General features: G+C 65.9%; 12 protein-coding genes. 6 read left to right on the forward strand and 6 right to left on the reverse strand.

The features are described from left to right. Positions 1 to 182: 182 nt before the first annotated feature. The gene (locus tag ACSBQT_RS13870) at positions 183 to 1,601 is read right to left on the reverse strand and encodes an FAD-dependent oxidoreductase (RefSeq protein WP_410710629.1); all 1,419 of its coding nucleotides are present in this window, start codon (positions 1,599 to 1,601) and stop codon (positions 183 to 185) included. Positions 1,602 to 1,780: 179 nt separating this feature from the next. On the opposite strand from ACSBQT_RS13870, the gene rarD reads away from it, so the two are divergent. The 4 genes from rarD (at position 1,781) to ACSBQT_RS13890 (ending at position 5,003) form a co-directional block, all read left to right on the forward strand. Continuing rightward, positions 1,781 to 2,695, forward strand: coding sequence for an EamA family transporter RarD (rarD, locus tag ACSBQT_RS13875; protein ID WP_410710630.1), 915 nt, complete (start codon positions 1,781 to 1,783; stop codon positions 2,693 to 2,695). A 199-nt stretch (positions 2,696 to 2,894) separates the two neighbouring features. Further along, complete coding sequence (locus ACSBQT_RS13880) at positions 2,895 to 3,341, forward strand: GntR family transcriptional regulator (RefSeq protein WP_410710975.1); 447 nt, start codon at positions 2,895 to 2,897, stop codon at positions 3,339 to 3,341. A 4-nt stretch (positions 3,342 to 3,345) separates the two neighbouring features. Further along, on the forward strand, positions 3,346 to 4,263 hold the full coding sequence (locus ACSBQT_RS13885) for an ABC transporter ATP-binding protein (RefSeq protein WP_410710631.1): 918 nt from the start codon (positions 3,346 to 3,348) through the stop codon (positions 4,261 to 4,263). After that, complete coding sequence (locus tag ACSBQT_RS13890; RefSeq protein WP_410710632.1) at positions 4,260 to 5,003, forward strand: hypothetical protein; 744 nt, start codon at positions 4,260 to 4,262, stop codon at positions 5,001 to 5,003. Before ACSBQT_RS13885 ends, ACSBQT_RS13890 begins: the two co-directional genes overlap by 4 nt. A gap of 48 nt (positions 5,004 to 5,051) precedes the next feature. Here the strand turns inward: ACSBQT_RS13890 and ACSBQT_RS13895 are convergent, their stop codons facing one another. The 4 genes from ACSBQT_RS13895 to ACSBQT_RS13910 form a co-directional block, all read right to left on the reverse strand. Further along, positions 5,052 to 6,119, reverse strand: coding sequence for a permease (locus ACSBQT_RS13895; RefSeq protein WP_410710633.1), 1,068 nt, complete (start codon positions 6,117 to 6,119; stop codon positions 5,052 to 5,054). A gap of 69 nt (positions 6,120 to 6,188) precedes the next feature. Then, the gene (locus ACSBQT_RS13900) at positions 6,189 to 7,199 is read right to left on the reverse strand and encodes a polyprenyl synthetase family protein (RefSeq protein WP_410710976.1); all 1,011 of its coding nucleotides are present in this window, start codon (positions 7,197 to 7,199) and stop codon (positions 6,189 to 6,191) included. A gap of 94 nt (positions 7,200 to 7,293) precedes the next feature. Beyond that, positions 7,294 to 8,595 (reverse strand): geranylgeranyl reductase family protein, encoded by a 1,302-nt coding sequence (locus ACSBQT_RS13905; RefSeq protein ID WP_410710977.1) that lies wholly within the window; start codon positions 8,593 to 8,595, stop codon positions 7,294 to 7,296. 2 nt (positions 8,596 to 8,597) lie between these two features. Then, positions 8,598 to 9,326, reverse strand: a complete 729-nt coding sequence (locus tag ACSBQT_RS13910; protein ID WP_410710634.1) for a demethylmenaquinone methyltransferase — start codon at positions 9,324 to 9,326, stop codon at positions 8,598 to 8,600. A gap of 82 nt (positions 9,327 to 9,408) precedes the next feature. On the opposite strand from ACSBQT_RS13910, the gene ACSBQT_RS13915 reads away from it, so the two are divergent. After that, positions 9,409 to 10,779 (forward strand): isochorismate synthase, encoded by a 1,371-nt coding sequence (locus tag ACSBQT_RS13915; RefSeq protein ID WP_410710635.1) that lies wholly within the window; start codon positions 9,409 to 9,411, stop codon positions 10,777 to 10,779. A gap of 88 nt (positions 10,780 to 10,867) precedes the next feature. Here ACSBQT_RS13915 and menD read toward each other — a convergent pair whose 3' ends face one another. Then, positions 10,868 to 12,640, reverse strand: a complete 1,773-nt coding sequence (menD, locus tag ACSBQT_RS13920) for a 2-succinyl-5-enolpyruvyl-6-hydroxy-3-cyclohexene-1-carboxylic-acid synthase (RefSeq protein ID WP_410710636.1) — start codon at positions 12,638 to 12,640, stop codon at positions 10,868 to 10,870. Positions 12,641 to 12,699: 59 nt separating this feature from the next. Here menD and ACSBQT_RS13925 point away from each other — a divergent pair, with 59 nt between their 5' ends. Beyond that, entirely contained in the window at positions 12,700 to 14,271 is a 1,572-nt protein-coding gene (locus ACSBQT_RS13925) for an alpha/beta hydrolase (protein ID WP_435001919.1), read from the forward strand. Positions 14,272 to 14,285: the final 14 nt, after the last annotated feature.

Consider the following 14,285-nt stretch of genomic DNA (forward strand, 5'->3'; position numbering starts at 1 on the left):
GATCTGCTGCGCGCTGAGGTGACTTGGTGCGCGCTGGCGTGATCTGGACGTCTCCGACTCTACGCGCCGGAAGCATCAGGCACCGGCAGCGACTCGTCCACCCGCTGCAACGGGAAGAGAAGTCACTGCCGGTGCCTGATGGCCCCCGGAGTGGAGGAAAGGTCGCGAAATGCTCCGAACCCTCAGCTGCCGGCCGTCGGCTGGCCGACGGATTCGGCGGTGACGTGTCCGCGCGCCTCGGCGAGCATGGCTTCACGGGTGGCGAGCTTGATCCGCTCACGTCCCTCGACCTCGCCGGCAGCCTTCTCAGCGGCCTCGACGCGGTGGTAGCCCTCCCAATCGGCGTAGTCGACGCCCTTGGATTCGAGGAGTTCGATGATGGCCGATTCGTCCGGGTACACCGGATCGGTGAGCGCACCGGCGGCACGGTCGTCGAGGATGTGGCCGATGGTCTCGAGCGCATCGCCCTTCGTGTGGCCGATGAGCCCGACGGGTCCGCGCTTGATCCACCCAGTGGTGTACACGCCCTGAACGACATCGGCCTCGGCGGCCGCGGTCTGGTCATCGGAGTCGACGACGCGACCCTCGTGGTTCGGGATCACACGCTTGCGATCGTCGAAAGGCAGCTGCGGCAGCTGAGTGCCCGCATAGCCGACGGCACGGTAGACGGCGTCGAGCTCCCAGTCGTGGAAGCTGCCGGTGCCGTTGACACCGCCGGAGCCGTCGAGTTCCATGCGTTCGGTGCGCAGCCCCGTCACCTTGCCCTCGCCGAGGATGGCGACCGGTGAGTGCAGGAAGTGCAGGTGGAGTCGCCGCTTCGCTCCGGTGGGTTCACGCATGGTGAAGTCCGTGAGCGTCTTCGCGACCTGCTTGGTCTGGTTGCTCGACTCGATCGCCTGCATCGACCCTTCGTCGAACTCGAAGTCCTCCGGGTAGACGATGAGGTCGACGTCCTTGACGGCGCCGAGTTCGCGTAGCTCAAGCGGGGTGAACTTAGCCTGAGCAGGTCCGCGACGGCCGAAGATGTGGACATCGGTGACCCTCGAGGACTTCAGCCCCTCATACACGTGGTCGGGGATCTCCGTGGTGTGCATGTCGTCGGCCTGCTTCGCCAGCACGCGGGCGACGTCGAGGGCGACGTTGCCGTTGCCGATGACGGCGACGCGCTCGGCATCCAGCGGCCAGGACTGCGGGACATCGGGGTGCGAGTCATACCAGTTGACGAAGTCCGCGGCACCATAGGATCCGGGCAGATCGATGCCGGGCAGGTCAAGGGCTGCGTCGACGAAGCAGCCGGTGGAGAAGATCACCGCATCATAGCGGTCGGTGAGCTCTTCGAGGTGGAGGTCGACTCCGTACTCGACATTGGAGAACAGGCGGATGTCGCCTCGGTCGAGGACCTTGATCAGGGCGTTGATGATGCCTTTGATCCGCGGGTGGTCGGGAGCGACTCCGTAGCGGACGAGTCCGAAGGGAGTCGGCAGACGGTCGAAGAGATCGACGCTCAGATCGAAGTCACGCTCCGCCTTTGTCATGAGATCGGCCGCGTAGATCCCAGCAGGACCGGCGCCGACGATGGCCACCCGGAAGGGACGAGTCATTCTCACACCTCTCTATTCAGTCACCTCGAGTCTATCGTCAATGTAGGTCATCCTTACAATGACGTGACTAAACTCGCACCGTCGCCGCCTGACAAGCAGACACCAGGCCTCCCCGCACCGCCATCTCACCGACGGCGTCGCCGCCTCCACCGCATCCTGTCCTCGCTAGACTGAAGCCTGTGAGCCAGAACCCTGCCCCCGATGAGAGCGCAATTCGCCGTGCCGGCCTGATCAACGGATTCTCCGCCTACCTGCTGTGGGGTGTGATGCCGCTGCTCTTCGCCGCCGCTGCCCCCACCGGCGCTCTCGAACTCGTCTCCCACCGAGTCATCTGGTCGCTGGGCTTCTGCGCCATCCTCCTCGTCTTCACCGGCGGGTTCCTGCGCACTTGGCAGATTCTGCGCTCGCCGCGGCTCTTCGGCCTGCTGCTTCTGGCATCGGTGCTCATCGCCATCAACTGGACGACGTTCATCTACGGGGTCGAAACCAACCAGCTCGTCGAGATCTCACTCGGCTACTACCTCAACCCGCTCATCTCCATCGGCCTGGGCGTGATCTTCCTCGGCGAGAAGCTGCGCCCATTGCAGTGGACGGCCGTGGGCTTCGGTCTGCTCGCGGTCATCATCGTCGGCATCGGACTCGGCCGAGTCCCCTACCTCGCGTTCACCGTCGCCCTGTCCTTCGGCCTCTACGGGCTGGTGAAGAACAAGGTCGGCAGCCGAGTCGGCGCACTCGAAGGCATGACTGTCGAAAGCCTCGTCCTCGCCGTTCCCTCGGCGATCTACCTCATCGTCCTCGGCTCGCTGGGGCTGCAGACGTTCTCCGGATTCGGCGGCTGGCACGTCTTCGTCATCATCATCACCGGGCCCGCCACCGCGATCCCGCTCATCCTCTTCAGCGCCGCCGCCCGCCGCATCCCGCTGTCCTGGGTGGGCATGCTCCAATATCTCACCCCGACCATCCAATTCACCCTCGGCGTCACGGTGCTCGGCGAGATGATGTCGACGACCCGCTGGATCGGGTTCTTCGTCATCTGGATCGCCGTGATCCTGTTGTGCACGGACATGATCCGCCACAGCCGACGCCGCTCCTGACCCTGCCCCGACCCCGCAGCACCCCTCCATTACTACCTGACGGCGGCTGAGCAACCTCGCGCGAGGTTGCTGGGCCGCCGTCAGGTAGTAATTGGGGCGGGTCCGGGATTATCCGGTCGGATCGTCTCCGGCTCTTGACAACATACTCGGCACCATGGTTCATTAGTTAAGTAACTAACCAACTCACATGGAGCCGACAGTGATCGACGACGCCAAACCCCTGTTCACTCAGATCGCCGAGAAGGTCGAGGACTCGATCCTCAACGGCACCCTGCCCGAACTCTCCCGCGCACCATCGACGAACGAGCTCGCGACCTTCTACTCCATCAATCCGGCCACCGCCGCCAAAGGCATCAACCGGCTCGTCGACAAAGGCGTGCTGGAGAAGCGTCGCGGCATCGGAATGTTCGTCACCGAGGGGGCCCGCGCTCTGCTCATCAACGAACACCGGACCACCTTCTCCGAGAACTTCATCAGCCCCCTGCTGAATGAGGCCAATCGCCTCGGGCTGGGGTCGAAGGACGTGATCGCGCTCATCGAAGAGCGCTCCCGAGAACTCCACCTGACCACAGCACTCGATCCGACCACGACCGATCCGACCACGACCGATCCGACCGCACTCGATCCGACCGCAGCGAAGGGATGACCCTATGGACTCCGTCGTCGAGGTCCGCCACCTCACCAAGACGTACAAGAACACCACCGCGCTGAATGACGTCAGCCTCACCATCGAGAAGGATTCGATCTACGGGCTGCTCGGGCGCAACGGCGCCGGCAAGACGACACTGATGTCGATCCTCACCGCCCAGAACTTCGCCACCAGTGGCGAGGTCGAGGTCTTCGGGGAGGACCCGTATGAGAACGCTCGCGTGCTCAACCGCATGTGCTTCGTCCGCGAGAGCCAGAAGTATCCGGAGGACTCCAATGCCGGTCACGCTCTGGCGAATGCCCGGCTGTTCTTCCCGCACTGGGACCAGGGCCTGGCCGAGGAGCTCATCGCCGACTTCCGCCTGCCGCTGAAGACGGTGATCAAGAAACTCTCTCGTGGCCAGCAGTCGGCTATCGGCGTCATCATCGGCCTGGCCTCCCGCGCCGAGATCACCTTCTTCGACGAGCCCTACCTCGGGTTCGACGCCGTCGCACGTCAGACCTTCTACGATCGTCTCATCGCCGACTACGCCGAGCATCCGCGCACCATCGTGCTCTCGAGCCATCTCATCGACGAGGTCGCCGATCTCATCGAGAACGTCATCGTCATCGACCGGGGCAGAGTCATCATCGATGAGTCCACCGAGGAGGTCCGCAGTCGTGCGGTCAACGTCGTCGGCGACGCCGACGCGATCAACCGCCTCGCGTCGGGCCGCGAGGTCATCCACCGCGAATCACTCGGTCGGGTCGCCTCGGTGACGATGCTCGGTCGCCTCAGCAGAGCCGACCACGAATTCATCGTCGAAGCGAACCTCGATCTCACTCCCGTCTCCCTGCAGCAGCTCATCGTCCGCAGCACGCAGGTAGACGCCCCGCCCCAGTCAGCAGCAGAGACCGACGTCAGGAGCCTGCAGTCATGACCGCCGCACTCTACCGCCAGTCCCGGGCCACGGACTCCCGCCCGAGGAACCGGACTTTGGGAGTCGTCCGCCTTCAGTTCACGAACACGCAGACCTTCGTCTGGGTTCCCGTCATCGTCCTCGGCGGGGTGTGGCTGATCACCCTCGTCATCTACTGGATCGTCTCCTCCTCGGGAGCGGGTTCCCCGATGTACAGCGGAGGCTCACAGGCACCGCTGTGGTACTTCGCCGTCGTCGGAGCCCAGGCGATGAACCTCACCTTCTACTTCTCACAGGCAATGAGCCTCACGCGTCGGGAGTTCTACCTCGGCTCCCTGCTGGCCGCCGCGATCAGTGCCATTGGAATCTCAGCGGTCTTCGTCGCTCTCGGGCTCATCGAACAGGCCACCGACGGCTACGGTATGGGCGGCTACTTCGCCTATCTGCCATGGGTGTGGGAGCACGGCCCGTTCGCCGCCGGCCTCATCTACTTCGTGCTCACGATGCTGTGGTTCGTCCTCGGCTTCTGGTTCGCGATCGTCAAGAAGCGCTTCGGCACACCGATCCTCACGATCTCGCTCATCGTCATCGCCTTGGTGCTGCTGGCCGGAGCTGCTTGGGTCAGCGTGAATCAGGGCTGGGCAGAGGTGGGCATGTGGTTGGCGAACACGCAGGCGATCGGCCTGGCCTGCTGGGCGCTGGGACTCACCGCGGTCTTCGCGCTGGGGTCGTATCTCACGCTGCGCCGCCTGACCTCATAGCCCGCGTTCGCCGACACCTTCGCCGAGGCGGCCGACACCGCCGGTGGATCAGTTCAGCACCGCCTGCGCTCCCCCGGCGAGCACTGCGGCCACCGCCACGGCGGCGCCCATCGCCGCGGTCGTCCTCCACCCCATCGCCTTGCCGACCATGACCATCGACGGAATGCTCAGTGCCGGCAGGGCGATGAGCAGGGCACCGGTGACACCGGCACCGACGCCCAGGGGCAGAAGGGTGAGGATGATCGGGATCTCTCCGCCGGTGGGGATGACCAGCAGGGTCGCCACAACCGCCACGATGAGCACAGCACCGGCACCCAACTGGGCTTCGAGCCCGAAGACGCCGGTCAGCCACGGTGCGATGAGCCCGATGACGAAGACGAGCGCGAGGTGTTCGGGCACGAGGATGAGGGTGAACCTGGCCAAGGACCGTAGGTAGCGCATGGGCAGAGACAGCAGATTCGCCGAGGCGGGTGCGGGCTCGGGTGCCGCCTCGGCGGGTCCGCTCACCCACCGTCCGATGAGCGCAGAGGCACCGACCGCGACGAGGAGCGCGAAGACGATGCGCACCGCCATGTACTGCCACGGCAGCACGAGGGCCAAGAAGATGATGACCGCGGGATTGAGCAGCGGATTGCCGACCCAATAGGCAAGAGCGGCCGAACGGCGCACGCCTGAGTCCCGCAGGCCCGCGGCCACCGGTGCCGCACAGCAGGTGCACATCATCGACGGCGTCGACAAGGCGGCGCCCATGAGGGACTGACCGGTGTGGCTGCGACGGTTGAGCAGCCTCAGCAGCCAGTCACGCGGCACCAGAGCGTCGATGGCCGCCGCGACGAGCAGCGCCACCAGCAGCGCCTTCCACACGGCGGTGAAATACACGAGCGTGAAGTCCCACGCGCCCGACAGCGACACCGTGTCCCCGGCGGCGTCGAACAGCGGGGCACCGTCCCACAGGGACGTCTGGCTCATCGTCCACGCCTTGTCCCAATACGGCAGCCATTTCGACCAGCTCAGACCGACGACAAGCAGGACAGCGAGTACGCCGAGGCCGATCCAGTCGGCGGCGCCGAGCCTCTGCGGAGTCCGAATCGGTGCCGAAGCCGAGGTATGCGTCATCGCGGTATGTCCTTTGTGCCTGTGCCGAAACGGCTGGGAGACAGAAGAGAAACGGTGAGGGGCGGGAGCTCAGGAGGTGCGGGCGACGACGGAGTCGGCGAAGGCGAACAGCGATTCCTTGACCTGGCCCTCCGGCAGCGGCGCCAGAGCCGCCTTGGCCTCATCGGCCCAGCGCGCAGCCTCTGCTCGGGCCTTCTCCGTCACCGGATGCGCTGCCAGCGCCGCACGGGCGGCTTCCAAAGCGTCATCGGAGGTCAGATCCGCGTCGAGGAGGTCGACCACCTCGGCGGCGGTGGCATCCCCGGCGGCGGCAGCCGCCCGCACGTAGAGCACGGGCAGGGTCGGGACACGTTCACGCAGGTCCGTGCCCGGGGTCTTTCCCGACTCAGAGGATGTGGTGGTGAGGTCGATGATGTCATCGGCGAGCTGGAAGGCCACACCGACGCGTTCGCCGAAGACCCGGACGGGTTCGGCCAGGGCCGAATCTGCTCCGGAGAACATCACGCCGAAGCGCGCCGAGGTCGCGATGAGCGATCCGGTCTTGTCGGCGAGCACCTGGATGTAATGCTCGATCTCGTCGGCGTCTTCGGGCGGGCCGGCGAACTCGTTGAGCTGACCGAGGACGAGACGCTCGAACGTCTCTGCCTGGATGCGCACGGCTTCGGGACCGAGCTTCGCGGTGACGCCGGAGGCCTTGGAGAACAGCAGGTCGCCGGTGAGGATCGCCACCGAGTTGCCCCACACCTCATGGGCGGCCTTCGCACCGCGGCGCACGGGAGCATCGTCCATGACGTCGTCGTGGTACAGCGATGCGAGGTGGATGAGCTCGACGGCGACGGCCGCATCGATGATGTCGTCGTTCTCCGCATCGCCGAGGCGGGCGGTGAGCAGCACGAGGTTCGGGCGGGCGCGTTTTCCGCCGGCGGCCAGCAGATGCTTCGATGTCTCGTCCGGCAGTCTCCGCGTCTGTTCGGTGACCTCGTAGAGACGGGCCTCCACGGTTTCCAACTGAGTCGAGAGCTCTGCCGCGAGCTGGGCGTCGTCACCGGTGAAGGTGGCCGGAGAGGCTGGGTGGCTCATGTCCTCGTCATTCGTCGTAGTCGGTGTCGGCATGGTGTTGTCGCAGCCCTTGCGCTCAGAGTTCTTCACTGTGGTCTCACCGTGGTCCTTGCGCTCAGACATTGCTGGTGGCCGGGACGATTCGGGTCAGGGCCGAGATGATCCTGTCGATGAGATCGGCCTCGGAGACGTTCGGGTCGCGGTAGAGGTTCGCCAACAATTTGACGACGAACTCCATCACAACGTCAACACCCATACCGTACTTGATTCCGAACTGCATGAGCGCAGGATGGCCGATGATCGAGGCGAAAACGCGTCCCAATGTGAAGTACCCGCCCAGGGAGTCTCCGAGCAGAGCCGGGTACTCCTCCAACCGGCGACGCATCACAGACTGCGGATAGCGCGAATAGGTGGAGATCACCTCGGCGGCGATGCGCGCGGATTCCAGGGCGTAGTCGATGCCTTCGCCGTTGAACGGGTTGACCATTCCGCCGGAGTCGCCGACGAGCAGCAGACCCCGGTGGAAGTGCGGTGTGCGGTTGAAGGCCATCGGCAGGGCCGCGGATTTGATCGGACCCAGCGAGGTGGTTTCGTCGATGCCCCACTCGTGGCCCATGTCGGCGATCCACTGGCTCATCATTGCGCGCAGATCCACGGATCTGAACTGGGGTGAGGAGTCGAGCAGTCCGGCACCGATGTTCACGGTGCCGTCGCCGAGGGGGAAGATCCACCCGTATCCGGGCAGGGTCTCGGATTCCCCGGCCGCGTTCGTCGACCGCATCTCCACCCAGGATTCGATGTAGTCATCGGCATGCCGTGGCGTCGTGTGATAGGCGCGGGCGGCGATTCCCATCGGGCGGTCGTCGCGCTTCTCCAGCCCCATCGACACGGCCAGGCGGGAAGAGACTCCGTCGGCGGCGATGACGATCGGTGCCCGGAAGTGGGCTTCGGGGCCCACTCGGCGACCTCGGTGATCTGTTCCGGAGGCGTGGACTCCGCGGATCCACCCGTCGTCGCCCACGTCCGGAGACATGGCGCGAACCTGTTCGAAGAGCCGGGCCCCGCTGCGCTGGGCATGACGAGCGAAGGCTTCGTCCATGCTCATCCGTGGTCGGGTCACCCCGTAGTTCGGGGTGCCGTCGATCTCGGGCCAGTCGAGTTCGAGCCGGTGGCCGCCGCCGATGAGGCGCAGCCCGCTGTTGCGGTGCCAGCCGTCGGATTCCGGCAGCTCCATACCGAGGTAGCCGGCCTCCTTGACTGCGCGCGGGGTCAGGGCGTCGCCGCAGATCTTGTCGCGCGGGAATCCTGACTTCTCCAGGATGATGACCTCGTGCCCGGCCTGGGCGAGGTAGGCGCCGATCGCCGAGCCCGCCGGCCCGGCACCGACGACGACGACTTCGGCATCGAACTCATTCATCGTCAAGGCTGGGTCGACTCCGTGGTGTCGGCCGCCTCGGCGGGCTTGAGGGCATGGTGGACGGCGACGATTCCGCCGGTGAGGTTGCGGTACTTCACCTGGTCGAACCCGGCCTCGAGGATCTGGTGGGCGAAAGCGTCCTGGTTCGGCCAGTCACGGATCGACTCGGCCAGATAGACGTAGGCTTCGGGGTTCGAGGACACGGCACGTGCCACGGCCGGCAGCGCCCTCATCAGGTATTCCTTGTAGACGAGGCTGAAGGCGTCGAGCGTCGGAGTGGAGAATTCGCAGATGACGAGGCGCCCACCGGGCTTGAGCACGCGCAGCATCTCGGTGAGCGCCAGATCGACGTCGTGGACGTTGCGGATGCCGAAGGAGATCGTCACGACGTCGAAGCTCGAATCGGCGAAGGGCAGGTCCATCGCATCGGCGTAGATGAAGTCGATCTGCGGGTGCCGACGGCGCCCCTCGGCGAGCATTCCGGTGGAGATGTCCCCGGCCACCACCTCGGCGCCGTGGTGGGTGAACGTCATCGACGAGGTGCCCGTGCCGGCGGCCAAGTCGAGCACGCGTTCGCCGGGCCCCGCGGCCACGGAATGGGCGACGGTGCGCCTCCAGGCGCGGGCGATTCCGAAGGTGAGGACGTCGTTCGTGAGGTCGTAGCGGGAGGCGACTTCATCGAACATCGACGCGACGTCGGCGGGCTGTTTGTCCAGCTTGGCACGGTTCATGACCATATTCTCTCAACACCTCATCCGAGAGGGCGAATCCGGATCCCTGGCACTCACGATCCTCGTCTAGAATCGTGGCGACATGACTACGACTTTCGGCACTTCCGACATCCTCTCCGCCCCTCCGCGTCTGCGTGTGCGCTCTCGTTTCGTCGACGACGTCGATCCCGGGCCGGGCTTCCCTTTCGAATCGGGTCTGCCCACGACCGTGGAGCAGACGCTCGAGCTGCTGCCCACCGACGGCTTCTCCTGCTGGGTTCGCGACACATCCGGCCTCATCGGCTTCGGCCGCACCCTGCGCATTCGGGCCCGTGGCCCTGAGAGGTTCACCGAACTCTCGGATGCCTGGAAGGCCATCACCGAGGCGGCTGAGGTCGAGGATGAGGTCGATCTGCTCGGTTCCGGACTCATGTGCTTTGCCACGGTCGCCTATTCGGGGGAATCCGCGGTCGATTCGATCATCCATGTCCCCGAATTCGTCCTCGGTCGCCGCGGCGGCCGTGTGTGGCTGACCTCGATCTCGACGGCTGAGGAGCCTCCTCTGCCGCCGATCCTCCATGCCGAACCGCTGCAGCGCGTGCGATCGGCCCATGCCGAGGCCGGGGATCTCGGTCCGGAGAAGTGGTCGCGGCTCGTCGAGCAGGTCGCTGACATGCTCACCCCGATCGATACCTCGGCGGAGGTGGATGCGTTCGCGGATGATCCGACTCTGCGCAAGATCGTCCTCGCCCGCGACGAAGTCGTCACCACCGAAGAGGACATCGATGTGCGTGCGGTGCTCGGTGCGCTCAACCGCAGCTACCCGAGCTGTTGGACCTTCGATATCGCCGGTCTCATCGGGTCGACCCCGGAGCTGCTCATCGGGGTCGAGAACAACAGAGTGACCTCGCGAGTGTTGGCCGGAACCTACCGGGTGGAGAAGAACCCGATGGAGGAGATGCCGGCGGCTCGGAAGCTGCTGAGCGCACACAAGGACAGCACCGAACATGCGTTCGCCATCGCCTCCCTGCAGCGCAGTCTGGGTTCGGTCGCCGAGGATGTCACCGTCGATGAGCGCCCCCACCTGCTGCCTTTGGCCAATGTCATCCATTCGGCCTCCGATGCGCAGGCGAACCTCTCCCCCGATTCCGGGCTCACCGCCCTTGACGTCGCCGCAGCGGTCCACCCCACTGCCGCCGTCGGCGGGTACCCGCAGGCGAGCGCCGTGGCGCACGTCGATGAACTCGAACCCCTCGACCGCGGCCGTTACTCCGGTCCCGTCGGGTGGATGGACGGGCGCGGCAACGGCCAGTTCGGCATCGCCCTGCGCTGCGGCCAGCTCGAGGATCGCAACCGGATCCGACTGTATGCCGGTGCCGGGATCATGCCGGATTCGGATCCCGCCACCGAGGTGGACGAGACGAACGCGAAGCTCGCTCCGATGCGTCGGGCGCTCGGTCTCGACCGGGACTGACCTTTCACCGGAACTCTCCGGCCTTGTCGCGTGCCCAGTCGGCGAAGGTGAGCGCCGGCCGCCCCGGGGCTCCGAACAGCGGACGGTCCTACTGCCGCTGCGGTTCGGTCACCTCGATGATCCGCCGGACACCTGCGTTTCGCTGACCGTCGATCGTGCCGAGAGCCGTTTCAAATTCCTCTGCGCTGGTCACCTGTTCGTGATCCCATCCGTAGCCTCCAGCGAGGTCGGCGAAACCGCGACCGTGGGGGACGGTGAAATATCGTTCCAGGAAACCTTCGAGATGGGGCTGGGAATGTTCGAGTCCGGAGAAGATCGCTCCCCCGTCGTCGTTGAGCACGACGATCGTCACCTCCCCGGCGTCCTCGGCGCTCGGGGTGAGCAGTCCGCCGATGTCGTGGAGCATGGCGATATCACCGATGAGCAGGACGACCGGCTCCCCCAGCCCCAACGACAGTCCTGTCGCCGTCGAAACCAGTCCGTCGATTCCGGCGAGTCCGCGTGATGCGTGGATGCGGGCGCGGCTGTCGGTGGCGTCGCTGAGATAGCGCACCGAGTTCGAGCTGGCCACGAAGAGTGTGATGTCCTGGGCGGCCAAATGCTCAGTGACCCTCCGAGCGGTCGCCTGGAATTCCCTCGCCGAGGCGGCCCCCGGGTTCTCTCTCCTGCTCGGTGCCGAGGATCGTTCCGCAGACCGCTCTGTTCGTGCGGCGGCGACCAGGGACGTCCCGGCGGCGATCCAGGCGCGCACCCAGGCCCGCCCCGAGGCGGCGGCGCCCTGCGTCTCGCCCGCCGCCGTCACGTCGTCCGCGACGATCCTCTCGTCGCGGACGGCCAGATCGAACAAGTCGACGGCGTCGGGAATGCGCTGCACGGTCACGGTGTCGTCTGCGAGCAGTGCGGCGACGGGCCTGGTCAGGGTCGGTTTTCCGTGGACCATGACGGTGCGGATCGCCCCGCGCAGCTCGGGGTGTTCGCTGAGCACACGAGCATGGGCGGGCACGACATTCGACGCTTCTGCCGCTCCGGTGGCCGACGAGGTCGACGGACCGACGGAAGTGCGGGCCAACGGGCTCGAAGGTTCGGCAAGCACCGGAAGAAGATGATCAGCGGCGAGCGCGCGCAGAGCTTCGGCCGAATAGCCTCCTGCGTCTCCGGCAACGATGACGGTCCCCTCGGTGATGGTGACTTCCACGCTCGCACGAGACCCCGACGCGGTCGTGGTCGAACGCTGTCCGGCCCCGCTCCCAACCAGCTCGCCGATCTCGTTCTTCCACGTGTCCAGCTCCTCCGGGCCGGGAACCAAGGGGGTGTCGAACTGAACATTGAATTGGACGGGGCCGGCCGCCTCGGTGACGGTGTCCCTGAGTGATCCCAATGCTGCGGCCACGGCGTCTGACATCGCTCGGTGGACCGCCTCCGCGGTGGCGCCGGCGGGGACGTCAAAACGGGCACGGACATCGCTGAGCACCTGCGACTGGTCGTCGATGGTCTGGTTGGCTCCAGTTCCGCGCAGCCGAGCGGGACGATCCGCGGTGAGCGCCAACAGCGGCAGGTGCCCGTACGAGGCCTCGAGGACGGCGGGATGGAGATTGGCCACGGCCGAACCGGACGTCGTCACGACAGCCACGGCGGACTCACTGCCGCGCGCACGCAGACCGCGGGCCAGGCCGAGGGCGAGGAAAGCGGCATCACGCTCATCGACACGCACATGCGTGCGGATGAGCCCCGCCTCGGCGAGCGGAGCCAGAGCGTAGACCAAGGGGGCGGACCGTGAACCGGGGGCGAAGACGACATCACTGACTCCGGCATGGACCAGGCTTCGGGCAATCTGCTGCGCCACCGCGCTCGAATTCGACATCACCTGATATTCAACCACCTGACCACCTGTGGTTCACCTCCGCCCTCTAACCTCGAGAAATGCGCCGCTCGTTGATCATTGCGATGGGAGCACGAGCCATCCGCACTCTGACCGCGGCCCGCTCCCATCGCGGACGCTATCCCGCTCGCGACCAGACCACCTCCTTCCTCGGCCCCGAACCCCGCGGGAAGAATGCCCGGACCTGGCATATCCGGGACAAACGGAAACTCTCGCCGAGGCTGCGCGAATTCTTCCTCTACTCCCCCGCACTCGGCCGCACCGTCGGCGTCCGTGTGCTGCTGCCGGGGATTCCCGCCGAGGTCAGCCCCGTCATCCACCTCTTCCACGGAGGCGGCGATGATTTCCGCTCATGGACTGATTTCGGTTCCGCCGAGGAACTCACCCTCGATTCCCCGTACCTCGTCGTCATGCCCGACGGCGGGGCAGGAACCTATTCGCGTCTGGCCGTCGGCAGCGAGGTCCACGACTGGCCGCGCTTCCACACCGAGGAGATCCCGGCGTTCCTCAAGGCGAATTTCTCCGTCGACTGGGCGCCTTCGAGCCAGTTGGTGGCGGGGCTGTCGATGGGCGGGTACGGGGCGATGAAGTACGCGGCCTGGCATCCCGACAGGTACGGATCGGCCGCCGCGTTCTCCTCTCCCTTGGATCCCCTGTCGACCGTGGCCGCCTTCGACATCATCGCGATGCGCGAAGGCGCGCGATCACTGAGCCTGTTCGGCGATCCCGCCCTCGACCGCAGCGAATGGCTGGCGAATTCCCCGTACGCTCTGGCCGAGAACCTCCGCAGCCTCGACCTGTGGTTCAGCGCCGGTTCCGGCAGCCTCGAAGGGGCGAAGGATCGCGACCTGCTGGAGTCGATGATCAGCTCGCAGGGCGAGCGCTTCTCCGCCCGTCTCAACTCCCTCGGCATCCGCCATTCCTGGTTTCCGCGCACCAGCGGCCTGCACAACTGGACGAGCTGGGAACGGGAACTCGGAGCCTGGCTGAAGACCCTCGCCAAGCGGCGCAACTATGCGAGTTCGGATCGTCGTCGGACAGATCGGGTGGCCGATGGCGGACAATTCACCTTCCTCACCGGTCATGCCCTCTTCGACATCCATGGGTGGCGGGTGGAGATCTCCCGTCGTCGCGCGCAGGTGGTGCGCTTCGACGCCGTCAGCGCCGCCGGCTTCTCTCTGACCGGGACCGGCAGCTTCCGTGTGCGCACTCCCGGTCTCTTCGATCCCGGCCGCCGCTACGACATCAGCGTGTCCGGTCCCAGCGGGGGCAATGCCTATCAGCAGAAGGCCGACAAGAAAGGGCGGCTGACACTCACCGGTCGCCTGGCCGCGGCCATGCACGATCCGATCATCCCGGGAAAACGCACCGCTCACTTCGCCACGCTGGGACAGGACGAGGTGACCACGGTGCGGATCGCCTCGGCGCCGGTCGACGAGGCAACCGACCGCAGACACGGTGCGGCTGCATTCGACCGTGCGGCAGCGGTCGATGGTGAACGGCCCACAGCCGATGTTCCAGATCCGTCACAGACAGAATCCGCGGACGGTCCCGCTGGCGTCTATATTGAGAGCGGTCGCGAATCGACGGCCGCTGATTCTTCAGAACGCTGACTCGAGAGGTCAAC

The sequence above is a fragment of the Brevibacterium sp. H602 genome (assembly GCF_051172395.1).
Classification (GTDB): domain Bacteria; phylum Actinomycetota; class Actinomycetes; order Actinomycetales; family Brevibacteriaceae; genus Brevibacterium.

Bases quoted from the DNA above. Each gene is read 5' to 3' on its own strand.
- ACSBQT_RS13870 (WP_410710629.1), bottom strand. From the start codon at position 1,601: ATGACTCGTCCCTTCCGGGTGGCCATCGTCGGCGCCGGTCCTGCTGGG.
- ACSBQT_RS13885 (WP_410710631.1), top strand. From the start codon at position 3,346: ATGGACTCCGTCGTCGAGGTCCGCCACCTCACCAAGACGTACAAGAAC.
- ACSBQT_RS13890 (WP_410710632.1), top strand. From the start codon at position 4,260: ATGACCGCCGCACTCTACCGCCAGTCCCGGGCCACGGACTCCCGCCCG.
- ACSBQT_RS13895 (WP_410710633.1), bottom strand. From the start codon at position 6,119: ATGACGCATACCTCGGCTTCGGCACCGATTCGGACTCCGCAGAGGCTC.
- ACSBQT_RS13900 (WP_410710976.1), bottom strand. From the start codon at position 7,199: ATGAGCCACCCAGCCTCTCCGGCCACCTTCACCGGTGACGACGCCCAG.
- ACSBQT_RS13905 (WP_410710977.1), bottom strand. From the start codon at position 8,595: ATGAATGAGTTCGATGCCGAAGTCGTCGTCGTCGGTGCCGGGCCGGCG.
- ACSBQT_RS13910 (WP_410710634.1), bottom strand. From the start codon at position 9,326: ATGAACCGTGCCAAGCTGGACAAACAGCCCGCCGACGTCGCGTCGATG.
- ACSBQT_RS13915 (WP_410710635.1), top strand. From the start codon at position 9,409: ATGACTACGACTTTCGGCACTTCCGACATCCTCTCCGCCCCTCCGCGT.
- menD (WP_410710636.1), bottom strand. From the start codon at position 12,640: ATGTCGAATTCGAGCGCGGTGGCGCAGCAGATTGCCCGAAGCCTGGTC.
- ACSBQT_RS13925 (WP_435001919.1), top strand. From the start codon at position 12,700: ATGCGCCGCTCGTTGATCATTGCGATGGGAGCACGAGCCATCCGCACT.